This is a genomic window from Maribacter aestuarii, from assembly GCF_027474845.2.
Lineage (GTDB): Bacteria > Bacteroidota > Bacteroidia > Flavobacteriales > Flavobacteriaceae > Maribacter > Maribacter aestuarii.
In genome coordinates this window covers 2775825-2800588 of sequence record NZ_CP107031.2, presented here as the reverse complement: position 1 = coordinate 2800588, position 24764 = coordinate 2775825, and the positions used below count along the sequence as shown (strand labels likewise).

Annotated in this window: 21 protein-coding genes; 6 read left to right on the top strand and 15 right to left on the bottom strand. The window is 39.7% G+C overall.

Annotated elements, in window-relative coordinates; all coding sequences use genetic code 11:
• Positions 1-5 precede the first annotated feature (5 nt).
• Entirely contained in the window at positions 6-1757 is a 1752-nt protein-coding gene (locus N8A89_RS12700) for a TonB-dependent receptor (protein WP_281542585.1), read from the bottom strand.
• Positions 1758-1780: 23 nt separating this feature from the next.
• Positions 1781-4804, bottom strand: coding sequence for a tetratricopeptide repeat protein (locus N8A89_RS12695; protein WP_281542584.1), 3024 nt, complete (start codon positions 4802-4804; stop codon positions 1781-1783).
• 157 nt (positions 4805-4961) lie between these two features.
• Here N8A89_RS12695 and N8A89_RS12690 point away from each other — a divergent pair, with 157 nt between their 5' ends.
• Both N8A89_RS12690 and N8A89_RS12685 read left to right on the top strand, forming a co-directional pair.
• Entirely contained in the window at positions 4962-5645 is a 684-nt protein-coding gene (locus N8A89_RS12690; RefSeq protein ID WP_289644417.1) for a cell division ATP-binding protein FtsE, read from the top strand.
• Between the two features lie 71 nt (positions 5646-5716).
• Positions 5717-8347, top strand: coding sequence for an MGH1-like glycoside hydrolase domain-containing protein (locus N8A89_RS12685; protein ID WP_281542583.1), 2631 nt, complete (start codon positions 5717-5719; stop codon positions 8345-8347).
• Positions 8348-8357: 10 nt separating this feature from the next.
• Here the strand turns inward: N8A89_RS12685 and N8A89_RS12680 are convergent, their stop codons facing one another.
• From N8A89_RS12680 to N8A89_RS12670, 3 genes are read right to left on the bottom strand one after another with little or no spacing between them, the layout of a single operon-like run.
• The gene (locus N8A89_RS12680) at positions 8358-9413 is read right to left on the bottom strand and encodes a mandelate racemase/muconate lactonizing enzyme family protein (RefSeq protein WP_281542582.1); all 1056 of its coding nucleotides are present in this window, start codon (positions 9411-9413) and stop codon (positions 8358-8360) included.
• Complete coding sequence (locus N8A89_RS12675) at positions 9410-10483, bottom strand: N-acetyltransferase DgcN family protein (RefSeq protein WP_281542581.1); 1074 nt, start codon at positions 10481-10483, stop codon at positions 9410-9412. The genes N8A89_RS12680 and N8A89_RS12675 overlap by 4 nt, the downstream gene beginning before the upstream one ends.
• Before the next feature lie 10 nt (positions 10484-10493).
• On the bottom strand, positions 10494-11555 hold the full coding sequence (locus tag N8A89_RS12670) for a pyridoxal-phosphate dependent enzyme (RefSeq protein WP_281542580.1): 1062 nt from the start codon (positions 11553-11555) through the stop codon (positions 10494-10496).
• Between the two features lie 264 nt (positions 11556-11819).
• On the opposite strand from N8A89_RS12670, the gene N8A89_RS12665 reads away from it, so the two are divergent.
• The 4 genes from N8A89_RS12665 (at position 11820) to N8A89_RS12650 (ending at position 17401) form a co-directional block, all read left to right on the top strand.
• Positions 11820-12725 (top strand): serine hydrolase, encoded by a 906-nt coding sequence (locus tag N8A89_RS12665; RefSeq protein WP_281542579.1) that lies wholly within the window; start codon positions 11820-11822, stop codon positions 12723-12725.
• Positions 12726-12756: 31 nt separating this feature from the next.
• A complete protein-coding gene (locus N8A89_RS12660) occupies positions 12757-15579 on the top strand; it encodes an NTP/NDP exchange transporter (RefSeq protein WP_289644409.1) in 2823 nt (940 codons plus the stop codon).
• 63 nt (positions 15580-15642) lie between these two features.
• Positions 15643-16707, top strand: a complete 1065-nt coding sequence (gene corA / locus N8A89_RS12655; protein ID WP_281542577.1) for a magnesium/cobalt transporter CorA — start codon at positions 15643-15645, stop codon at positions 16705-16707.
• A gap of 10 nt (positions 16708-16717) precedes the next feature.
• Positions 16718-17401 carry a hypothetical protein gene (locus N8A89_RS12650; protein ID WP_281542576.1) on the top strand — a complete coding sequence of 228 codons (684 nt, stop codon included), beginning with the start codon at positions 16718-16720 and terminating at the stop codon, positions 17399-17401.
• A 539-nt stretch (positions 17402-17940) separates the two neighbouring features.
• Here the strand turns inward: N8A89_RS12650 and N8A89_RS12645 are convergent.
• The 10 genes from N8A89_RS12645 to N8A89_RS12600 all read right to left on the bottom strand — a co-directional run bounded on the left by N8A89_RS12645 (position 17941) and on the right by N8A89_RS12600 (position 24728).
• Positions 17941-18456: a RidA family protein gene (locus tag N8A89_RS12645; RefSeq protein WP_281542575.1), complete on the bottom strand. Its 516-nt coding sequence runs from the start codon at positions 18454-18456 to the stop codon at positions 17941-17943.
• A gap of 189 nt (positions 18457-18645) precedes the next feature.
• Complete coding sequence (locus N8A89_RS12640) at positions 18646-19233, bottom strand: ASCH domain-containing protein (RefSeq protein ID WP_281542574.1); 588 nt, start codon at positions 19231-19233, stop codon at positions 18646-18648.
• A 172-nt stretch (positions 19234-19405) separates the two neighbouring features.
• The gene (locus tag N8A89_RS12635) at positions 19406-19852 is read right to left on the bottom strand and encodes a YybH family protein (protein ID WP_281542573.1); all 447 of its coding nucleotides are present in this window, start codon (positions 19850-19852) and stop codon (positions 19406-19408) included.
• 207 nt (positions 19853-20059) lie between these two features.
• On the bottom strand, positions 20060-20641 hold the full coding sequence (locus tag N8A89_RS12630; protein WP_281542572.1) for an NAD(P)H-dependent oxidoreductase: 582 nt from the start codon (positions 20639-20641) through the stop codon (positions 20060-20062).
• A 451-nt stretch (positions 20642-21092) separates the two neighbouring features.
• Positions 21093-21566, bottom strand: a complete 474-nt coding sequence (locus tag N8A89_RS12625) for a nuclear transport factor 2 family protein (protein ID WP_281542571.1) — start codon at positions 21564-21566, stop codon at positions 21093-21095.
• 196 nt (positions 21567-21762) lie between these two features.
• Positions 21763-22461 carry a hypothetical protein gene (locus N8A89_RS12620; RefSeq protein WP_281542570.1) on the bottom strand — a complete coding sequence of 233 codons (699 nt, stop codon included), beginning with the start codon at positions 22459-22461 and terminating at the stop codon, positions 21763-21765.
• Between the two features lie 365 nt (positions 22462-22826).
• Positions 22827-22997, bottom strand: a complete 171-nt coding sequence (locus N8A89_RS12615; protein ID WP_281542569.1) for a hypothetical protein — start codon at positions 22995-22997, stop codon at positions 22827-22829.
• A gap of 9 nt (positions 22998-23006) precedes the next feature.
• Positions 23007-23396 carry a hypothetical protein gene (locus tag N8A89_RS12610; protein WP_281542568.1) on the bottom strand — a complete coding sequence of 130 codons (390 nt, stop codon included), beginning with the start codon at positions 23394-23396 and terminating at the stop codon, positions 23007-23009.
• Positions 23397-23562: 166 nt separating this feature from the next.
• A complete protein-coding gene (locus tag N8A89_RS12605) occupies positions 23563-24039 on the bottom strand; it encodes a hypothetical protein (RefSeq protein WP_289644405.1) in 477 nt (158 codons plus the stop codon).
• A gap of 173 nt (positions 24040-24212) precedes the next feature.
• On the bottom strand, positions 24213-24728 hold the full coding sequence (locus tag N8A89_RS12600) for a hypothetical protein (RefSeq protein WP_281542567.1): 516 nt from the start codon (positions 24726-24728) through the stop codon (positions 24213-24215).
• Between the last annotated feature and the right edge of the window lie 36 nt (positions 24729-24764).

Genomic DNA, 24764 nt, shown 5'->3' with positions numbered 1-24764 from the left:
GAATCCTAAAAATCGAACTTATAGGTCGCCCCACCTAGAACTTGAAATCCCTGTACCGGATAATTAGCCCATCGTTGGTAATTGTTATTGGCGATATTGGCCGCTTTTACAAAGATTGAAAACTGATCGTTCAAACGATGCCCAATATGTGCGTTTGCATCAAAATAACTGTCCAAAGTGATAAGCGTTGCCGGAAATTCCGAGGGTGCAACAAATTCAACCACCTGTGTTTCGAAATCTTCACGCTCTCCAACGTAGAATAAATTGACTCCCGCGAACCATTTTTTTCCAATTTGATAATCCATGAAAAGGGAACCCGTAAGATTGGGAAGGTTCCAAGCTGGATTATCGGTTTCCGTATTGTAATCATAGACTTCGGCATTGATGCCCAAAGTAAAGTTACGGTTGACATCAACATTTAATTCCCCAAAAACTCCAATCGTTTTTATATCATCATAAAATACTTCAAAAGAGTTTCCGTAGTAATATCCCTTCTCATCATTTCTGAAAAGATTCTGTGGATTCAACTTGAACAAAGGCCGGTTATTCTCCGCCGTGTAGCTTCCTTTTATATTATAACTCAAATTAGGTAACAGTTGTCCCTTTAGACCAATGTAGCCGTTATACTGACTATCTGTTGGTGCTATGGTCAAGGTGGGTGATACAAAAGAATTTTCCTCCACAAAATCATAGTAGGAATTCTGGCGCAACTCACCTTCTACCCCGCCATAGGCAATGACCGTTTCGTCCAACAACCTATAGGATGCCGTTACTGCAGGATAGATGTAAAAATTACCCTCACTGTTTTCCAAATCCATTCCATAAACAAAATTTACCCCAAGATTAAGAGAGAGATCATCGCGCAGCATAATCAAACTAGGATTTATTCCTACCTGTAGAAGGCCATAGTTGATTCCCTCGTCATTCGTGGTACTGTTCAGGCTGGCATTTTCAAAATTGCCGCCCACGTAATCTACCTTTGCCCTAATTCCCAAAGATTCCTCGTTCAATGGAAATTCGAATTGCGTGTTGAAAATGGCCCTGTTCTCCCCGGATTTTACCGCATCCCAGAACCTACGATATTTTAAATCGGCCCGTTTAAAGAACGAGTCCTCCAAGTTCACATGCCCTGAGGCCTCTCCCATAAAATAGTTCTGACGTTCATCAATACTCTCTGCTGTTGCATCATCAAACCTACCTTCTGGAAGACCATACCAATTATACAATTGATGTTGAAATCCGAGGTCCGCTCCCCAATCAAAATCACGGTCCCTTTTCTTGAAGGCGGCCACTAGTTCGGAATTGGAAAATATATTGTCCAGTTGTACGCCGTCTATATCCCCTCGCGACGAATTATGGTCCAGACCCAAGGTGTAATCCGAATCCCTATCAATTTCATGACTGGTATAAAACTGAGCCATGATGTTGGCAGGATTACCACCTCCCGCGGAAGCATAGGAATTAAAAAGTACCGGTGGCGGTGTTTTCTCTACACGGGAAGCTGTCCCCTTGTTCGGGGTGAAGGTTGAAGCAACGGGCACGGAGAAAATACTATAGGTTATTTTCTTTTTTTGCAGCACTATGGAATCGTTGAGATTGGGCACCGACTTAATTTTAAACGCATCCGAAACTGTAGGCGTGTAGGCCTTGGTCACCGTTACGGTCTCGGTCCCTAAATCATCGGTCTCATCCTGAGCCACGGCAAATTGTCCTACTAAAAACAACAGACCTATCCCTAATTTTATGCTTTTGTACATACGTGTTCTTTTACTAGTGTACTTTAATTTTGGTTTGGATTAATTGAGGAATTACTTTGAGCTTCCTTGGACTTGATAATTGCCAGCTCCCCCTTGGCGTCCGCCACTATTTCCGGATATTGACTAAAATTGGAAATGACGCTGTCCAATATATAAGTGGCTTGGTAGGCATCGCCCAAGGCATAAAAATTCTTCGCCATCAACACCAGTCCTTTTCCGCCCCATTCTTTATAGGTCGCGTAGTCTTTTGCCAATTTCTGAACGGAAATATTCGAAGATTCATAATCTCCCTCCTTATGCTTAAAATAGGCGTCATAATACAATGCCTCCGCGGCTGTAGCGCCAGAAGCAATTTTCAGCACCTCCCCGTAAGCGGACTTTGCCTTAGCCTCGTCGTTGGTGGCGATAGCGGATCGGGCAATCATAATTTGGGCATCACTCTTTATACGGTCGTCAATACTAGGGGTGTCCAAAACCTTATCCGCATATTCGAGTGTTTTGGCATAATTGCGCTGTTCATAATATCCTTTCATCAAATTAGATTGGGCAAAAGTTCTGTTCTGTTGAATATTCGCTTGGTCTTCCAGCTTCAACAAATAAGGCAAAGCCTTTTCATAATCTTGGTTTCCAATATATACCTCACATACACGTGTTAAGGCCTGCTCGGCATACTCGCTTGTGCTTCTGTCCGCAACGTATTTATAATAAGGTAGTGCGGCTTCTTTATCACCCTTGCCAAAATACAACTGCGCCAAATTAAAGTTCGCATCGACCGCGTGCAATCCATTCGGGAATTGTTGAATGTAACTTTTATATCCACGGATGGCGGCATCCTTATTGCCATCCCTGTCCTGTTTTTCGGCGGATTCAAAACTAGCGTTGTCCAATTCCGAGTCCGTTACCTCAACGAAATCCAAATCCCGCACCCAATCCGCATATTCGTTTACGCGTCCCAAATCCACATAAACCAATTTGGCCGTGGCTACCGCCTGAATCGCCTCTTGTGTCTTGGGGTAATCCCTTACCACAGTTTTAAACTTGGCCAAGGCAGCTTCGTTCCTGTTGCCGTTATAGTGAATTAAACCCTGACGCATTAAGGCCTGCGGCACCAGGGAACTACCCCTATATTCACTTATGAGTCGGTCATATGCCTGCAGCCCTTGATTTTCTTTTCCTTCGGAAACATAAGAATTCGCTAATTCAAAGAGGGCATCGTCCTTAAAGCTTGATTGCGGATACTGAGCAACAAAATTTTCAAGACTTTCGATTTTCGTTGCCCCTCTTCCAACAAAACCGTAGCTCATGGCCTTTTGATAGGAGGCATAATCCTTTTCTGGACCGGTAAGCTCCAAAGCCTTGTTGTACGTCTCTATGGCAGGCCAATATTTGCTGGTCGCAAAATAACTATCCCCTAAGCGCAAGTAACCATCATTTAGCTTTTCAACCTCATCACTTCCTGAATTTGTAAAGGCATTGAAATACGTGATGGCATTTCCATAATCTTTCTGTTTGAAGTAGGAATAGGCCAAATTGTAATCCACATCCTTGGCCTCTACCGTCCGGTTTGAACTAGCGTTTTGTTTAAAAGAAGTGAATCCCGCAACAGCTTCATCAAACCGATTCAAAAGATAATCTGCCTCAGCTTTCCAATATCTGCCTCTAGCCTCGAATAAAGGATTCTCAGCGCTACGCAAGGATTTACCCAAATTCTCGGAAGCACCACTATAATCACCCTCCATAAATTGTTCAATGCCTCGGAAATATGCTACTTTTTGATAGGTCTCCTTACTGGCATAGTTTCTATTATTTTCCAACAGCTCCATGGCGCCGGCAAAATTCTTAGAAGTAATGAATGAATCTACCAACAAGTTCTGCATTTCCTCTTGATGTTCATCATTAGGGTACGTCTCCAAATAATTTGTGATAACTTGAGGTACAGGCTCGTAAGCATTACCTATCTCGTAGCTTAGTCGTGCGTAATTCAGAAAAGCGTCTTTTTGAATTTCCGGAGCAAACTCCATTTGAGAAGCATTCCGGAAAGCGTTCAAGGCTTCTTGTTTCTTATCTAATTTTAAATAACATTCCGCCAAATGGTAATAGGCATTTTGGGAAACACTGTTCGTGCCGCCTATTATTTTGTTGAATTGCTGAATTGCGTTCTCATAATCCTGTTGCTTGTAATAGGCGTATCCCAAGAGATAGTAATCCGTATTGCTCCATTTGCCTCCTTTACCCTTATACTCCGTTAAATAAGGTATGGCGTTGCTATACTGACCAAGGTTAAAATAACTTTCTCCTATGATTTTATTTAACTCCGAAATTTCTTTTCGGTCAGATTTGGGCAATTGTTTTTTGGCCAAGGCGATGGCTTCCTCAAACTTGCCCAATTTAAAATTCATATCGGCCTGATAATAGCTCAATTTTTCCTCCAAAACATCTTGATCTGTAATTTGGTCAAAACGCTCGTTCGCCGCTTCGTAATCATCTTGTTGGTAGGAAATATATCCCAGATAATATTTTGCTTGCGACCCGTAAACTGGGGAATTGACCACTTTTTCTAAATACTTCTCAGCTTCTTCTGTTTTTCTTGACGCGAAGAGGGAATATCCATAATTGAAATTGAATTTCTCCATTTCACCCCGCGAAAGCGCACCTTGGTCAACCTTATTGTACCACTTTAAAGCATATGGGTATTTTCCGGTTTCAAAATAATATTCGGCAACATCGGCAAAGGCGGAATTCCTTTTGGTAGAGGTTGGATATTTTTCAACAAAGTCCTCCATTAACCTATCCGCACCGGATTGGTTTAATCTAACCGCGGCATTCGCCGCGTAATAGGCACTGTTGGCAGCGGTCTCCTCATCTTCCGTTGTCGCCTTTACCTTTTCAAAAAGGGTCTGCGCAGCTTGGTATTGCTCATTGTTATATAAGGTTAGAGCGTCTTGAAAATCTTTTTGTTTGTGGGTATAAATTTTGGATTCCTGCGCACTGGCAATCCCAGTTATTCCAATAAGTAAAGGAGTAAAAAAAATGATTTTTTTAAGCATAGCGTTCTCTGACTATTTTATGGTACCTAAGTATCACAAAGGATAACGGCAAATATTGTTACTAAGTATGTAGCTCGTCCATACAAAAGAAAAGAATTTGCAAAACGGTTCTCCAATATCGTTGGGAACTTATTACTTTTATATCAACATTTGCGTTATGGAAGAGACAGTTTTAGAGCTAAAGGACGTATCCATATTCCAAAAGGAAAGTTTGGTACTCAGCGAGGTAAGCTTGCAAGTTACCAAGGGGGAATTTGTATATCTTATCGGTAAAACGGGTAGTGGAAAAAGTAGCTTTATGAAAACGCTTTATGGGGATTTGCCCTTAAAGAAAGGAGAGGGTAAAATCGTGGATTTTAACCTAAAGACCCTAAAGGAAAGTGATATCCCATTTTTAAGAAGAAAGCTAGGTATCGTGTTCCAAGATTTTAAGCTTTTACCGGATAGAAATATTAATAAAAACCTTCTTTTCGTCCTTAAGGCTACTGGATGGAAAGATCAGGCCAAAATGGATGCTCAAGTTCTACAAGTATTGGAGAAAGTGGGGATGAAGACTAAGGGTTTCAAGTTTCCACACGAACTCTCTGGAGGGGAACAACAAAGGGTCGCTATTGCTAGGGCCTTATTGAACGATCCTGAACTTATTCTTGCCGATGAACCTACGGGAAATCTGGATCCACAGACCAGTGTTGAGGTAATGAAGGTACTACAGGAAATCAACAAGTCCGGACGCACTATTTTAATGGCCACCCATGATTATGCGCTAATTTTAAAATATCCTTCAAAGACCTTGAAGTGCGATGCCAATCGTGTTTTCGAAGTGGTTCAAAAGGCGGTATAAGGGTAGCATCTTCCTACCTTCTTGAACTTCAACCCTGTTATTCCCATTCCCTTTAAACCTTATTACCCAATATGAAGAACGCAGAAGAAACAAGACTTCAAGAACAACTTTCCGAAAAAAAAGACTGGCTTAAATGGGGGCCCTATCTCAGTGAACGCCAATGGGGTACTGTACGTGAGGATTATAGCGCTCATGGCGACGCCTGGAACTATTTCCCACACGAACATGCGAGAAGCAGGACCTATAGATGGGGCGAAGATGGTATCGCAGGGTTTTCCGACCGCTATTGCAACGTGTGTTTTGGAATCGGATTATGGAACGGAAAGGACCCTATTCTTAAGGAAAGACTTTTTGGTCTCACGGGTCCGCAAGGTAACCATGGGGAGGATGTAAAAGAACTGTACTATTATCTGGAAAACACACCTTCCCATTCCTATATGAAACATTTGTACAAGTATCCCCAAAATGAATATCCGTACAATGAATTGGTAACGGAAAATCAAAAAAGGGGACGTAATGAACTTGAATATGAGCTTCTGGATACGGGTCTGTTCGACAACAGTGAATATTTTGACGTTTACACGGAATATGCAAAGGCCGAAGCAACGGATATCCTTATAAAAATTACGGTGGTAAACAGGAATAGCGAAAGCGCCGCTTTACACTTACTCCCTACTTTGACCATACGAAACCATTGGACGTTTAAGGAAATGTCAACAAAGCCTAAAATCCAAAAGCGTATTCAAGCGAAGTCGCCCTACGTTGCAATTGAACATCCGTATGTAGGCAATTATCAACTTTATTTTGACGATGCCGATAAACTTTTATTTACCGAAAATGAAACCAACAGGGAAAAAGTCTATCAGGACAAGAATAGTCACCCCTTCAGAAAAGATCTTTTCCATAACGCCGTTTGTAATAATGATTACAAGCTGGCTACGAAAAACAAGCAAGGAACCAAATTTTCCCCTTTATATCAATTAGAAATCAAGGGAGGAGCTTCCATCTCCATTAAACTTCGACTATCTGAAAAAACTTTAAAAAATCCCTTTGATAAAAATTATGACCGCATATTTAACAAGCGGCAGGAGGAGTCCCAATCCTTTTATGATACCATGGCCCCAAAAGCCTCAGTGGACAAGAAAGCTATTCTCAGGCAGGCGTTCGCAGGGCTATTGTGGACCAAACAATACTATAATTACGAGGTAGAACAGTGGCTCAAAGGAGATTCAAAAAATTCCCAACCCCCAGTTGAGCGATTATCCGGAAGGAACAGCGGATGGAAAACCTTAAGGAACCACGACGTGCTCTCTATGCCGGATGCCTGGGAATATCCTTGGTACGCTGCTTGGGATTCTGCCTTTCACTGTACTTCTTTTGCACTTATCGACCCGCAGTTCGCCAAAGAACAGCTATTGCTGTTCACCAAAGAATGGTATATGGCGCCCAATGGTCAAATTCCAGCTTATGAATGGAATTTCAGCGATGTTAACCCGCCGGTTCAGGCTTGGTCCGCGCTACGCATTTACAAGGTAGACAAGAAAAAATCCGGAGTAGGCGATGTTAACTTTCTAAAGCGAATGTTCAACAAGTTGGCCCTAAACTTTACATGGTGGGTTAACCGTTTGGATAACAACAATAACAATGTCTTCCAAGGTGGATTTCTTGGCTTGGACAACATTGGGGTATTTGACCGTAGCCATGGCGTTCCCGGTGGCGGTACTTTAGAACAGGTAGACGGTACGGCGTGGATGGCCCTTTATTGTCTGAACATGCTTGAAATGAGTCTGGAAATAGCCATGGAGGACGATGCCTACGAAGAAATGGCTACTAAATATTTTGGTCACTTTATTTTTATCGCCGAAGCTTTGAACAAGATGGATGCCAACCACGGGGGTACCTGGGATGATGAGGAAGGCTTCTTTTATGATCGTCTTATTTTACCAAATGGTAACTCTGGCACTATAAAAGTAAGGTCTATTGCAGGTATGTTATCCTTAGCCGCTGTCCTCACCATAAAAAAAGATATACTGGAAAAGCTACCCAAGTTCAAAGCCAGTGTAGTTTGGTTTAAAAAATACCGTATGAAAAATTTAAAATATGCGGTCATACAAGAATTTGCCGAGGGTGAGGATTTATTGCTATCCCTTGTACCAAGAGACCGGGTTGAATTATTGGTGAAAAGCCTTTTGGACGAGAATGAATTTTTGAGTCCCCATGGTATTCGGTCCTTATCTAAAATCCATGAAAAGCCCTATGAAATAGAGATTGAAGGTGTTAATTATTCGATTGACTACGAACCTGCAGAATCTACGGTATCGTTATTTGGTGGAAACTCCAATTGGAGAGGTCCTGTCTGGATGCCCATGAACTATTTGTTCATTCAAGCCTTACGGGAGTATTACAGTTACTGCGGGGACGAACTGCAATTTGCATATCCTACTGGAAGTACGGAAAAATTAAATTTAAAGGAGATTAGCACGGAATTGAGCAAGCGGCTCATTAAGATTTTTCAACAGGATGAGAATGGCAATAGACCCTATAACGAGCTCTACCACCATATTTATAAGGACAAAAACTTCAAAGACCATATTCTTTTCTACGAATATTTTCATGGGGAAAATGGCCGTGGCCTAGGCGCGTCCCACCAAACCGGTTGGACAGCATTGGTGGCTAATTTAATTGAAGAGATTGATAGTTAGCGGAGACATTTCAATTAACACCGAGCCCATACTTCTCCGAAGGATATAAAACTCCATTTTTTAGATTGAAAATATCTTTATAGGGGTCATCAATCAATTCCAAATGGCCGTCTAAATCCGCATAAACGATGTTGGGCCGGGACAACGCAAAGTGAAGTCCCGCGGCAATACCCAAGCCGCATTCATCAATACAGCCTACCATAGTCTCCAAACCGGCCGATTTTGCCACGGAGTTAATATGCATTCCTACCATAATACCTCCAACTTTTTGTAATTTAATATTGATCATGTCCACCCGCTCGTTTTGGGCCAATCGGAAAGCATCGGTCAAGGTCTTAAGGCTCTCATCCGCCATTACAGGAATGGCCACCTCATTGGTAACTTGTCCCAAACGCTCTTCAGATTCGATTTTAGTTGGTTGTTCAAAGATTTCAATGCCAATGGCAGCAGTGGCCTTAACGAACGCAATGGAATCTTTAACGGAATAGCCCTGATTACCATCAAAACGCCATGTAACCTCTGGATATATTTCATGCAACTTTTTCATCTTCTCTATATCCTCCTCCAGATGACTACCGCCTTTAATCTTTAAAATAGTGAAGCCTTGTTCAACATATTCCTTGGCATGCTTCAAGGTTTCCTCTAAACTTAAAATACCTATAGTTATACTTGTGGCTATACTTTGCTTGAACCCACCTAAAAATTTGTAAAGGGGAACTTCCGCTTTTTTGGAGATTAAATCGAACAAAGCCAAATCTACCATGGCCAAAGAAGAAGATTTTTTACCCAGAATGTGCTTTAAATCCATTAACAAAAGCGCATAGGTGAAAGGGTCCTTGCCAATGAGATAAGAAGTAATTTCATTTTTTATTACTTCCTCCACTTCCTCGGGCGATTCTCCGGTAACGACCTTATCAGGGGCTGCACAGCCAAAACCGACCCATTTGCCATCGGTTTCTATTTTGAGAATGAAATTAGTGGTCTTAGCTATCGTTTCATAGGCGATGGTGTAAGGTACGGTCAATTTCAAATCAAGACGTTCGTAGCTTATTTTTGTGATTCTCATTTCAATTTTTCCATCAACAGATCCACCAATTCCTTAGCTCCGTACTCCAACACATCAAAAGCCGGAAGTTTTGTTTCTAAGGTTATTTTTTTACAGGCCTCCGGAATCTCATCTTTGGACATTCCTTCATGATTAACGGTTATGGCAATAACTTCCTTGCCAGAGATAACTTGTATCGCATTTATCTGCTCCTTTAAGGAATGCATCTTGTAACCAGGGAAACCATCGTATTCCAAACGCTTGGGTGCATGCTGTAAAATCACATAATCCGGGCGACCGGCAGCCAGTATTTCAAATCCTCCGGGATATGCCGGATTCATTAAGCTGCCCTGGCCTTCAATTATGATTACATCGGGATTTTCGTTATTATAGGCACTAACCACGGCATGCTCTATTTCACCGGAAACAAAATCGTTAATACAACTATCCATGACCATACTATATTTTGCCCCTTGCATCCATCCGGTCTGTCCTGTACCGATCATTTCCGCCTTTTTACCAGCAGCCCTAAAAGCGTGAACTATTAACCACGCGGTTGTTCGTTTTCCAAGAGCAGAATCAGTTCCCAACACAGCCAGTTTTAAACAATCAACCTTTTCAATAGCACCGGTAAAAAAATGCAGCTTGTCCCTATCCGGAGTTTTGCGGATGTCCCTTATTTGACAATTATTTGCTTGGGCTATCGCAACTAAATCCGCATCGTTCGTAAGAAAATCGTGCAGACCACTATCAACATTCCACCCTTTTTGTAAAGCTTTCCTAATAGTACCCTTGGCCTCTTTTGGTAGACGGCCACCATCCGGGGCAAGACCGATTACCAAATAACTGGGTAGGTTGTCAACGGCACTTAATTCTTCCACCGCCGTTTCAATATCCTTAAAAATTGGGATTCCATTTGGTCTACCGTCCAACACATCCCCTGCATCTTTACCGTGGTATTTGTTATCCAAAACCCCTACCACTTCGTACCGTTCCGTAAATCTTACCAAGCCATGCGCTGTCTTTCCATTTGGGGTATTAAAGGCACCCTCACAATAAACTAGGGCCTTACCATCTATCACTTTTTTCATTTTATATCTTTTAGTTTTTTGCCGTGAGCACCGCCACAAATCGGTCGGGCTCCAAATTTAATTCTTCGTCCAATTCCAATAAACCTATCAGTCCGGCAGTAGAAGCCGGAAGAATCTTATAGCCCTCTTTTTTAGATAACAAAGCCGACATTTCTTTGAGTTTCTTATCGCTAATGTTATAGGCATTTCCGTAGGATTCCTTTAGGGCATAAAGTGCCTCCTCCCCATCAAAACTATGCCAGTTAATGAGCGGTTCATTGTATTTGGTTTCTTTAATTGCCTCCGGATTCAAATCCTTGCAATGATCCAATCCCAACAGAAAGGACTGTACTATTGGATTTTTAAAAGAGGAAGAGGCCGCTATCATTTTAGGCACGCGAGAGGTTTTACCCCGCTTGTACAAACTCACAAAACCTCTGTAAATGCCGGCGAACAAAGTACCGTTGGAAACGGGAACCGCACAATATTTTGGCGCATCCCCCAAATCCTCAAAAATCTCCTGTGCTATTTGTGCATAGGCCGATATCTGTAAAGGGGTATTGGCACCACCCGGATTGGCATCATACCATCCATTTTTGTTGGCATGTTCCGTACTTGCCATAACGACATCTTCATAACTGCCCGGCAATCGGATAATTTCTGCGTCCAGTTTTTCAATTTCTTCAATTCTATCGGTATGGTAGGATTCCGGAATATAGACCTTACAAGCAATTCCGGCCAAATCTGCAGCCAGTGCCATAGCTACGCCATAATTGCCGCAAGTGGCCAAGGATACGACCTTATATTCACGCCTCAAGGCATCGTACAATTGCGCAAAGGCAATGCGGTCCTTTTGAGTCCCCGTGGGATTGTCGCCTTCATATTTTATGTACAACTGACGAAGGTCAAACTCACGCTCCAGGGTCTTGGCCCTACTTAAACCTGTGTCCCCGACCTCCAAACTCATGATATCCTCATAGCATTCCAAACGATCAACCAAGGATTTGGAAGCATCCTTTACAAGCTCACTAAGCTTTCTTGCTTCCGAGGATACTTTATTCTCAGAAGTTCTTACGCCATCTTTAAGGTTCATTTGATGTTATTGACTTCGCTTTGAAATATACATTAAATAATAAACGTTCGCGTTTATCATGCATCTATTTTTTCATGAAAAAAGCCTGCATAGGTACGTTGTTAGCGACTTTAAAAAGGAAATTTTAACAGAAAATATTTATATTAAGAACATCGCAGCTCATTTTCATTGGATTTGTCGACCAACTGTATTCCTTAAAAATTAACAATCTACCTGCCAATGGATTATATAATTTTGACTACATTTTTTAAACCAAAGTAATCAATGAAATCAAACCTTAGTATTTTTATTTTAACCTTGCTTTCTAGTGTATCTATTTTAGCACAGAGCGACCTTCCCATAGCGATAGTCGATGCTAAGATAAAATCCCTTTCCAAATTGGTAGATAGTTCGCTTCAGGTAAATTTAGAGAACGAACTCGCTACCCATTCCGATTGGCGTCAACTTATTGCTCAAAAAAAGATGGCCGTGGGTATCGTGGATTTAAGCAACCCGGATAACGTTCGTTTTGCGCGAGTAAACGGCAACCATATGATGTATGCTGCAAGTTTACCTAAAATTGCCATTCTCTTGGCGGCTATGGATGCCATTGAAAAGGGAGAGTTAAAAGAAACAGCAGAAGTCAAAAAGGACATGCGCTTAATGATTAGCAAATCTAATAATGCCGCATCCACACGCATGATCGATCGTGTTGGTTATGAAAAGCTGGAGGCCGTAATGACGGACCCGAACTACAACTTTTATGATGAGGATAGAGGTGGTGGCCTTTGGGTAGGAAAGCGTTATGGTGGAGGTGGTGACACCAATCGGGAGCCGTTGAAGAACCTAAGTCACGCCGCTACGGTAACACAAGTATGCAGGTATTACTATTTATTGGCCCATGGCCGTTTGGTAAACGACAGACGTTCCAAACAGATGTTGAATATAATGGAGGACCCAGAACTACACCATAAATTTGTGAACACTTTGGACGAAATTGCTCCTAATGCACGCTTGTTCCGTAAATCGGGTTCATGGAGGACATACCACTCCGACTCTATTTTGGTTTGGGGCCAAGACCCTGGACGTAGGTACATCTTAGTGGCGCTAATTGATGACCCCAATGGCGAACAAATAATTAGAAGTTTGGTAAAGCCCATAGAGAAGGTCTTAAAAAAGCCAGTACTTTAGTACCGGGAAATTAAAACGTTCCGCAAGGCGGATGATTCAAAACTTAGTAAAAAGAATATTTGATATACGGGAGGGCGAATTCAAGGTTTCACTTTGGATGCTCTCCTATATATTTTTGACCATAGCGGTACTGTTAATCGTAAAACCTACCGTTAACGCCCTGTTTTTATCCGAACTTGGTGTGGAACAGTTGCCTTTTGCCTTTCTGTTGGTAGCAATTACGGCTATCGCAAGTTCCTTCTTCTACTCCCGTGCGGTTTCCAAATATGCCCTGAACAAAGTCATAGAGACGACCCTAATAAGCTCCATACTCATACTCGTGGGGCTGGGAATTTTACTGACCTTGAATATCGTCAACATTTGGGTTCTCTACTTTTTCTATGTTTGGGTTGCCATTTATGCCGTTCTCTCGGCATCCCAGTTTTGGGTATTGGCCAACTTGGTGTACAACGTTCGGGAAGCCAAACGGTTATTTGGATTCATTGGTTCAGGAGCTATCATGGGGGGTATTTTGGGCGGTTATCTAACATCGATATTGGCACCGTTCATTGGAAACGAAAACTTGGTTTTTATTGCCGCCTTTTTTCTTCTTTTCTGCATACCGTTACTTAGAAGAGTTTGGAAAACACGGGTTAAAAAATTAGGGGAATTCAAGGAGAAAAAAAGGACCGTAACCAAATCCGAACGACCGCTCAGGCTCATTTTAAAATCAAAGCATCTTACCTATATTGCCTGCATAGTTGCCGTTAGTGTTCTCGTAGCCAAACTGGTGGACTATCTCTTTAGCGATTTTGCCGCAGCGTCTTTCACCGATGCGGATGAGCTCACCGCTTTCTTTGCATTTTGGTTTTCAACGTTTAATTTATTGTCACTTGTTATCCAGCTCTTTTTCACCCACCGCATCGTGGGGATTTGGGGTGTTGGTTTCTCACTACTGCTATTACCCATAGGAATATTCGGTGGCAGTCTTTTCTTTTTGATTTTACCGGAACTCTCGGCCGTAGTGGTTATTAAAGCTATGGATGGCGTATTAAAACAATCTGTTCATAAAAGTGCTTCGGAGTTATTGGCATTACCCCTTCCCTTTGAGTTGAAAAACAAGACCAAGTCCTTTATAGATGTGGTCGTGGATAGCATAGCTACGGGGATTGCCGGATGCCTCTTAATTTTTGTGATAAGGGGTTTGGATTTACCATCCCTGTACATTGGCGTTCTAATACTTTTATTGGTCGCGCTATGGCTATTCTTTATTTATAAGGTACGTCAAGAATACTACAAGACTTTTAGGTCCAACCTTGAAGTACTAACGGATAAAAAAATAAAGTCCAGAAAAATAAAAGAGAAACCATCATCCGTAGTTAGTGGAATGCGTACAGTTTTCAAAAATGGAACCGAGGAACAAATACTTTACATGCTTGGCAAGTTGATGGAAATAAACGACAAACGTTTTGAGGAAGATGTGGAGAAACTATTGGACAATCCTTCCAACAAAGTTAAGACCGCTGCAATCCAAAATCTTTATTTTTTGAACAGCAAAAGTATGACCGCCGACATCGGACGGTTGCTCCAAATAGACGATAAAGCACTAACGATCGCCACGTTGGAATACGTCTTACGTTTTGCGGAGAAGGATTCTGAATTTGTTTATGACCATTACCTATATCACCCAAATCCTAGAATAGCCGACGCCGCCCTATTTTGTCTGGCAAGGGAAGTGCGAGATAATTTTTCACTACAAAAACGATTCAACGTTAAAGAAAGTATCGCCCTGAAAGTGAAAAATATTGAGCTGGAAACTGTACCAGCGACAGAGCTAAAATCGCTCATTGAAACGATTGGCGTGGCCAACCTACCAGACTTTTATCCTCTGCTGCCCCAATATCTGAATCATCCGGACCAAGATATTGTTTCCACCACTATTTTAGCCATGGGCAATACCATGCATCCACCCTTTATTCAGCAACTCGCACCCTTTTTAGGAGTTAAACATTTTAGAAAAAATACCATAACCGCGTTACACGATTATGGAGCCAGTGTCCTACCCATATTAACTGCCATGGTTCAAAATAGAAGGCATCCGCTTCCAATTCTAAGATTTATTCCTATGGTACTGCAGTCGTTCAACTCACAGCAGGCCATTAAAAGTCTATTATTACTTTTAAGCGATACCGATCTTACGGTACGGCTAGAGGTAGTAAGGGCCTTAAGTGCCATACGCAGTTCCCATCCAGAACTCAAATTTAACAGGTACAAGGTTGTAACAAGTATTTACGAGGAATGCAAATTGCACCACCAAACCCTGGCGGCCATGCACACCCAAATTATTATCTCCTACCGTAACCGAAAAAAATCCAAACGGGAGATTAGCGATTTCGAACGTGCGGCGCGCACCAGTTTATTGGAGCTTTTGGAACGAAGACTGGATTCCGGCCTGGAACGAATTTTTAAACTTTTGGGGCTTAGGTACCGCCAGAACGATGTGGACATAGCCTATGAGGGACTGGTCAGCGATAAAGAAGAGGCACAAGCGAACGCTATAGAGTTTTTGGACAATCTTCTTACGGGCGATTTAAAGAGAAAACTATTACCCATCATTGAAGATTCAGCGTTGGACATCTCCTCGGAAGAGGAATTACAGAAAATAAAACATAAAATTCCTACGGAAATGGAGTGTTTTCAACTACTCCTTAAAAGTAATGACCTTAAGGTAAAACTCGCAGTTTTGTATCTTATACAACAACAGGGCGAAGAAAAATACTTAACCGTAGTGGAACCGTACATCATGAATGCTGACCCTAAGGTGCAAAGTTTTGCACAAGATGCACTCAAAGCATTGCAACTCCATCGGCCATAAAAAATTAATCTTAATAAATATTAGCTATTTTAAACTTAGGGTTTTACCATCAAAACATAAACTATGGCAAGATTTATTAAAAAAACCAAGGAAGAAATAGGACGAGCACCGGATGAACTTTTTCATAGAGGTGAACGAAAAACCGAGGAAGTATTTATCCGCGTTATTGATTTTGATGCCAACACCGTGGAAGAAAATGCCTTAAAGAAAGTGGCGGATGCAATCTCCTATCAGGACAAAAAAACAGTGACATGGCTCAATATAGACGGCCTGCATAATAAAAATGTGATGCGGGAAATTTCCCAGGGTTTTAATCTGGACGAGCTGGTGCTGGCAAATGTCATGAATACAACGGCCAGACCTACGGTGCATGAATATGATAACTGTATTTTTATTTCTATTCGAATGCTTCAGTTGGATGAGGAGACCAATACCATTTCGGTAGAGAATTTGAGTCTGGTGCTGACAAAATCGGTCCTCATATCTTTTCAAGAAAGAAAAGGGGATGTTTTTGAGCCTATCCGAGAGCGTATACGTAACAAAAGAAAAAGAATACGTAATGGATGGACGGATTATCTCGCCTTCGCACTTCTGGATATTGTGATTGACAATTACATCTACATCCTCAGCGTTCTAGGCGAAAAGGTAGAGGCCCTGGAAGAGAGTGTAGGGGATCAGCCCAATAAATCGACCATTAAAAAAATAAACGTTTACAAAAGGGAACTGAATTATTTAAGAAGGAACATTAGACCGGCTAAAGAAATGATTTTGGCACTTTCCAAAATGGAATCAGAATTTATATTTGAATCTACATATGTGCATTTTAAGGAGCTACGCGATAATATTAACCAAGCAACCGACACGTCGGACAGTTACCGTGAAATTTTGAACGACCAACTTAATTTATATCATACCTCCATTAGCACCAAATTGAACGATATAATGAAGTTCTTGACCATTTTCTCGGTCGTATTCATACCCTTGACCTTTATTGCCGGTATTTATGGTACTAATTTTGACAACGTTCCCGAACTGCATTATAAATATAGCTACCACATCATGTGGATGGTAATGATAGTGGTTGCCCTATCCATGCTTTATTATTTTAAAAAACGAAAATGGTTTTAAATTTTAATTGATGAACAAATTATTTGACATTAAACGTACGAGTTACAAGACAATCACCGAACTACCCGATTCGTGGTCCGAGCAGGATTTTAAGCATCTTTTAAAGGTTATGGAGTTTGATGGCATCGCAGACTTAGCTCCGGAAGAATTAAGGGAAATGTGCTTGATGTCCTTAACGGATAATGAACCGGAGGACGCGGCCAAAATCGTTTTGGAATATGTCTTTAAGGGCAAGCTTAACAAAGGACAAGTGGAAAATTTATCCAATGAGCTATTGGACGAAAAATTATGGGAAGAATACGCGGACCTATCCATGCACGAAAATTTCTTCAAAGTGCATCAGTTATTATATAATGCTTTTGAAGGCACTTTTCCCCACCCGGAAGCCGTGAGCTTTAGCATTAGTGTAAGTGCAAAGGAAAAAGGAACATCCGCTTATTTTGATGACTACCCTGAGGCTCCCCTACTCCGCTTGTTGGTTGCCGGAATGCCACAGAATAATTTGATTTACCGCTTGTTCGATGAGCAAATAGACGGTGAAACCTTCAAAGAAGCTCGGGATATAATATGGAAGATGCAAATGGAAAAAATAAGTGAAAACGAAATTCTGTTCAACATAATTTCCTCGTCCTATTGGTTTAAGGATTTTAAATATGTAGATGCCTACGAGGCAGCCACGCATCCAGATGAGTAACTACTTGGATACGGACATGCGATATTCAAATAATTGTTATCCTAGAGCTGCATTTATTTCCAGTTCAAAGGTTGATGTAAATGCTTATCGCTTACCAAAAAAGCTTGGATTCCAAGCACCGATAGTTTTCCAAATCAGCACAAAGCGTATTGTAACTACGTTAGAGCTTTCAAAAATTCAAATCAGCTGTTCATAGGGGTAATCTGAAAAGGCCATATCTAAGCTAACGTGAATTTTGATAAAAAATACTGCAGGATACGCATCATGAGTAAGCCTACTTATTTCCAGAGGATGATATCTACGATTGGATATACCCATATTGAGGAATGGCCTAATATCCTGTAGACCATAATGTATGTAGCCAATCCGAACTTGAACAATTCGGCAGGAATTGGCTCTTATTGTCAGAATTATCGGAATCTAAAAGTGTGACTACGCATTTGTTTTGGAAGCACATAAGAATATGTTTGAAGACGTCTTCCAAAAACAGATACTTCTGCTTTCAGTAAGGATTTTATATACAGCTGTGCACTGCAACCTTATTCCGATTTATGCACTTCCATTTCTATTTCCACCATAAATTCCGGCAGTGCCAACTCCTTAACCCCAATCCAAGAACCGGTGGGAAAATGATTTTTGTAAATTTCGGCGCGATATGCAGATTTTTCAAGCATTTGAGGCATATTCGTTGTAAAGATATTCTCTACCACCACATCATCAAAAGTGCAACCGTAGTGTTTCAATATTTTTTCCAAGTCTGCATAGCAGTTTTTCATTTGCTGTTCTATATCCCCAATTGCGGTTGGGTTACCTGCATCGTCCATACTTACTGCCCCAGAGATTTTAATATTATTTCCAATTTTTACGGCGTGGGAATAGCCGTAGGCCTTTTCCACTTCGGGTCTTAGTAAGAAGTATTCAGGTTTGGTAGTTTCTACTATGACTTCTTTTTGATCTTCTTCCGTTTCTTTTTGTTTTTGCTCACAACTTTGGAATACAAAGGCAAATGCTAAAAGTGTTGCCAGAAGTGTTAATTGGTTGGTTGGTTTTCTCATAATTCTGATTGTTTAACGCCTACTTTAATCGGTTTTCAGCTTTACCGTTTTCTGTTTTCAAATTTTCTAAAGCTATACAAAATTAAGGACCTGATAAACTTGTAAATACTTTAAATTTAGTGCTATTAGCGTAATTCCCAATGTGGACATCCGCCACAAGGAGCTATCCAAAATGTTCCCATTAGTACTTTATTTTTCCGGCCATATTTTTTTAAACCTCACAGCGACAATCAACATTTCTTCAGTCGGTTCCTCCCCGCTGTCCATTAAAAAGCTTTTAAAAAAGTCCCAATGTGCTTTTTTCCATTTTTCGAGCGGTTCAATATCTGTTCCCATATCCATTTCAGCGTATTCTTCGGATATTTTGTTAAATGGAATGGTATCGACACTCACGTTTTCTATTATAGCTTGTGCCTTTCCGTTAAAGTCCGTTACGATTTGTTTTGTTCCAACACTTGGTAAATCCGCATTGTATTGGACGTACAAGCTGTAAAGTCCAGATGAAGCTCTCTTTTTTCCAGTTAGCGTTAATTCCGCCAACCGATTAGCGTCTTTCTCATTATTGTGAAAAAAGTCCGATTCAGGTATTTCGTCGTTTTTAAATTCAGGGTTTGATTGGATAAACTCGTTCCACATTTCTGAAACTGATTGGTCGACTCCAACCTCTGTTTCATTCGTCATTTCAGATTCATTTTCTGTTCCGATTTCACTTTTGTTTTTGGTTTCGTTTTTACAACCCACTAAAATCAAAAACAGCAGGAATAAAATATGTCTCATAGTTTTTCAATATTAATAGCAACTTTTTATTTAAGTAGCATGGTGGCAGAGAGTAAGCTATAAAAGTCCGAAGGAAAATTCAGCCTAGACTAAAGATAGCTTTTTGCGAGTCATTTCCGATTAGCGAATCTGCAAGTAATGAATTCTAGCCTTGGTTAGGACAAGTTTTTCATTAGTCCAGAGACACAAAAAGTTGAGATTTTATTTTCCACCCGTCTGACTCTTTAGTCCACATAGCCGAATAATTGCCACTAATTATGGAATGATTGCCTTCTTCAGGGTCATAAGCGTTCCAAACCCCATTCTCCCAAGCTAAACGCCTTTTTTCATTAACTATAATTTCTTTTGTATGGCGTACCCAGTACATTTTGCTTTCTCCGCCTTCAAAAATATATTTAGCTAAAGCTTCTTTTCCTGATAATAGTGTTCCGTTGCCTGTCGTAGTTAACACGTCATCGGTCAAATATGAAAGAACTTTTTCATTGTCGTATGACTTAAGAGCTTGGTTTGAAGCATTTCTGACTTCCACTATCTGTTCTTTACTGGTTTGTGATGATAGTTCTAGTGTAAAAACAAAAAGGGAAAGAAGTGTAAAAAGTAAATTTCTATTAATTTTCATTTGATTCGATTTTGGCGATTTTTTTTAGCTCTACTTTAAATTTGCCCTAACGGTCTTGTATAACCGTCAGTTAAGGGTATGAATTTATTAATTATTGGTTAAGCATTAACGCTCGCAAATCCGCGTGAATTTGCTTGAGCCTGCTCTAAGGGAAGTCCAGTGGTATTCGAACCCGGCGTAATTGCAATTATACATTGTAGCCGGTTATCACTTATTTTGTTTACCAAGTTTTTCAACTTTCTTTAGCCACTTTTGGCGAAATTCATCTGTTGAAAGTCTGATAGGTCCAATCGAAGTGATTTTAACTGAGTTTACACCTATGAAATTCATTGTCAGTTTTTTCATGGCATAGTGGCTTGGACTTCTGTTTATCAGCTTGTAAAACCAGGGTGGTTGGTCTAATGTGCAAATAATTCTTGAAGTCTTACCTGTAAAATATTTATCCCACCACAAGGAGCCTTCTCTTTTCTTGAAAGCAAATCCTGGTAATAAAACCCTATCCAAAAATCCTTTCATAATTGCAGGTATTGAACCCCACCACACGGGATAAACCCAAACAATATGATTGGCCCATTTCAACGATTCTTGTGCTTTCAATAAATCAGGTTCAAGTTCAGTTCTTTTTCGATATCCAAATTGAAGGTTTGGATTGAAATTTAAGTCTCGGATGACAATTTCCTGAATTTCAGCATCTGACTTTTCCACCCCTTTCTTGTATGCTTCCGCTAGCGCAAAATTGAAGCTCTCTTTGTCAGGATGTCCGATAATTATAAGAATTTTATTTTTCATCAATATTCAATTTTCCAAGTCCAACGAGCAACAGAACACCAATTGGAATCACTAATATAAATTGAGGTGCAAGAACTGAAAAGTAAATGCTTGAAATAATGAATGGAATTCCCGCCAAAATATAAAGTATCCCCAATGGCTTCAATTGCTTTAACGTTGATTTTTTGATTTCACGAAATCCTGCTATCAATATTAGATAGGAAGTAAAGAAAAGTAGAACAGTTATCATATGCCATACGGCAATCCATTCCCCTTTTTGTTGTATTTCAAGGTTACTCTTGTGTAACTAATTTACTAAGTCCGTTTGTCCGCCGATTAAATGTACAAAAGCTGTAATCTAGCTGATAACTCCCGCTATTTTAATGAATATCTTATTCATTTTTGTTCATTTGGCAACAACGGTCAGTTTATGAGCCGTTTTAATGGCTTATGTGCCTTGTTTGCAATTGTTTTATTCAATGACTGAAGACCCAACTTCTCGATGAAGTTTCCATTCACCATCGACTTTTTTTAGAATTACTAAGAAAGAGTTCCTAAGTTCTACTTTCTCCCCATCTTTGTTCGTGTAGTATGTCTTACTTGAGCCCCAATCATATGCCATAGAGTCGTTCATTATTTGGGTTTCAGTTGGCATCATTATTATACTGTCATACGGAAACATACCACGTTCATTTCCAAGTGCAAACATTTCATCAAAATCGGGCCCTCCGGCTCTTATAGTTTTTGCATCCGTAGTTACCCATTTTCCCATATCCTCATATCTTCCTTCCTTTAATGCCAACACGAAATTAGACCGCAAATCTTCAATTCCTGCCAGTTCTTTTTCAATATCAATTTTTGGAGGTGATATCGGGTTTGATTTTTTCTGATTGCCTGTGCATGACCACAATGAAATGATGATTACTGAAATTATTAAATTTTTCATGTCTATAATATTTAATGATTACCAACGGACTTGTGTATGGAACGTAGCGTGTAAAAAGACACTAACCTTTCGGATTAACACAGAGACGAATTTTTATATTTTGGTTTAATTTTTATATTCTTAAAGCCAAATTTAAAAATTGGCTGTCTTTTCAAATTAGTACATACGTTTCGATTTAGCAATTACTAGCTATGTTTTATACACCGTGTTGTGGTGTAGTTTTTATTTCTTTTCTCAATTTAATAATATCTGACAAATGTGTCCAAATAACAATTGGAACTATTGTAGCAGGTAAGAGAATATATGGGAAATAGTTTATTGCACGATTAGGTTGTTCAAATCCAAATTGTTGAAATGGTAATTCAGATGATAATATTCCATTAAGGAGAATAAATGACACAAGTATTAATCCTATGGTATTCCAAATCAATAGAATCTTTTTATTTACCTTTTGTTTCATAAATAGCCAGCCGATAATTGGAGCGGTTATTCCCATTAAAATATCATAATTCCTTCCTTCAAAGGTCATTAATTCAGGAATCATCTTATGCGTAAATAATCCGAAGAGAACAATTTCAACAGGCAATCTAACTGAATGCAAGAAAGTACTGACTTTTGTTTCTCTTTTTTCAAAAAACCACTTTTGCTGTTTAGGTAACAATCCGTAAATAATCAAAAGTGTTGTTGGAATTAGAACCAATCCAAATCTAGGGGGAATCGAGTCTGTGAATTGGTAAAAACCAAGATATGCCAATACTGATTGTATAATTGACCAAATAATAATTAAGAGAGTCAACTTTTTAGGCTTTTCATTAGAATAATGAAACAGTCCAATTGTTAATATACAAGTGATTATAAAAATTAAGTCAATCCAATTTGGAAGATTTTCAATCATTCTATTCGTTTTTTCGAATGCTCCACAAAGGTCTCGGCTATGGCAAGTAGGGCAGGGAAGGAAACTTTTCGTTTCCGTCTGGTCTACGAGCCAGAGCTTTTTGTTTAGTAATTATCTTTATTTTTTTAATTGCCAAATCCAAAAGATTTGGCAATTAAAAAAATTACACAAACCCTGCGACTAAGCCCAAAGTCCGTATTGTTAATAGGTTTTATAATGTGCTTTAATTATTTCAGTTCTATTATCTCCGATTTATTGATACGAAACAAAAAGATTTTGCTAAAACCAGAGCTAATGGGATATTCAACTTTGATATTAGAAAAAGTGCCGGCATAATAATTACCTTCCTTTATCAACAGCCAATGCTAATCGCATTTCTGGTAATTTTTAAGTTTTTCTTCCTTCTTCAAAATAATTGGTTTAATGTGAGCATTTGTCATATCTGAAACTATTCCACCATCTGGTTTTTCATCATACGATTCTTCGAGTCCATCATAGCGTCCAAGTCGAATTGAATCAATTTCCTCCGGCAGCATTTTGAAGTCTTAAATTAAAACTCCATGCTTATTCTTTAGCTGCATCAAATGATTAATAGAAGCTTTAAAGGCTTTCATCACTAATTCTTTTTCCTTTGACTTTGTCAAATGATGAAAATCGCTGAAATGAATTGAAATATGAAAACTGAAGTCAACGAATTTTTGAAGCTCTAGGATTAATTTTTCCGTAAACTTACTCCTGTCCGATGAGCGTTGTTGATATTTTGAGTGACCATTATACGAATCCTGGAAAATTTCGGTAAGCTCTATTCCGATTTTCTTTTTTGCAGCTTGAATAAGAAAATCGGGCTTTTCTGTCTTTTCAATTTCTCCTTTAGGGAAAGGTTTATAGCAACACTTAAATTGCTCTAGAACATATTTTTCCTCCTCTGTTGTCATTTTTTATATTACCCATAACGTTTAGCTATGATTAGTTGCGATTGGAAATCCGACAGGATTTTCCAAGTTCGGAATCCAGCCGTTTTAAAGATAAGGTTTTTCAATTAGGGCAGGAGGTAAAGCTGAATTATAGCATCGATGTTGTATGCCGTTATCATTAAGTATTCTACAGGATAGACAGTCTATTATCTAATTCTGTCCAAAATTTATTATGAAGTTCCCTGTCACCGCCATTCAATACGAATAGAATCTGCGATATATTGTGATATTTAGGATCGACAAGCCATTTCGCCCCTTCGTTGTGTTCAGTTGTCTGTCTCATATCTTGAATGTAAGGTAATAGCTCCTTGCAATTGCATTCAGATTTTTGATTGATTGAGAAGTATTTTTCAAAAAAAGGCATAATTTCAGTAAATAGTTTTTCCTCCATTTCTTTAGTAAATGAAACACGCAAATAACTGTGAAGTTTCTTTTTAATAGAGGCTTTTCCTCTTTTTGAGAAAGTTGGTCGCACGCTATTACTTTGGCTGATTGATATTATGTGCTCAACTATTCCATCATCAATATTATTGAGCTTGATTTCCTTTTTGAGACAGTTCGCGTAATATTTCTTTAGAGATTCATTTAGATATATTCTGCTCATAGTTGATACATGACATTATTAATGGTATACAACGGCTCGTGTATGATTAGTTGCGGACTTTTCCAACGGAAAATGTCCGCCTGGTACTAAAGATAATTGATTGCAAAGGATTCCGTTTTAGGAATCCGACCGCAATTAATTATACACCGTGTTGGCAACTGGTTTTATTCCTTTCATTCCTCCGTTTCAAATCCGTAAATGGTGGTTTGCATTCCAGCAATTTTCCATTCTCCATTTACCTTTTCCATAAGTCTTGTTTCACGTTTTAGTCCTCGAATCGAGTCTTGTTGCTCATAGGTAACCCACGCTCCATTTCCATAAAGCCGTACATTGATTTTGTCCAATAGCTCAGGAACTGGTTCAGGTTCAGGATGTTCCTCTATAAATGTTTTGACGAACAGACTTATTTTTTCCCAGCCGACTGATTCCGAAAAAGTACTGTCCGCAAAGTCCACATAAACTTTTGATATGTTGGCGTCGTGGACCCAATTTTTAGTCCAAGCTTCGTAATCCCTTTGAAAAGCATCTTTTGTTTCGTTGTTCAATCTTTCCAAAATCACTTGTTTTTCCAATTCCGGATTTATTTGCTCACTAACAGTCCCATTATTTTCGGGGTCTTTCTTTTCACCACAACTTGCGAAGATGAAAAGTGTCAATATTGCTGATGATAATAAATTTCTGATTTTCATTTCCTTGTTTTTTTCTTGTTGCCAACAGTTGTGTAA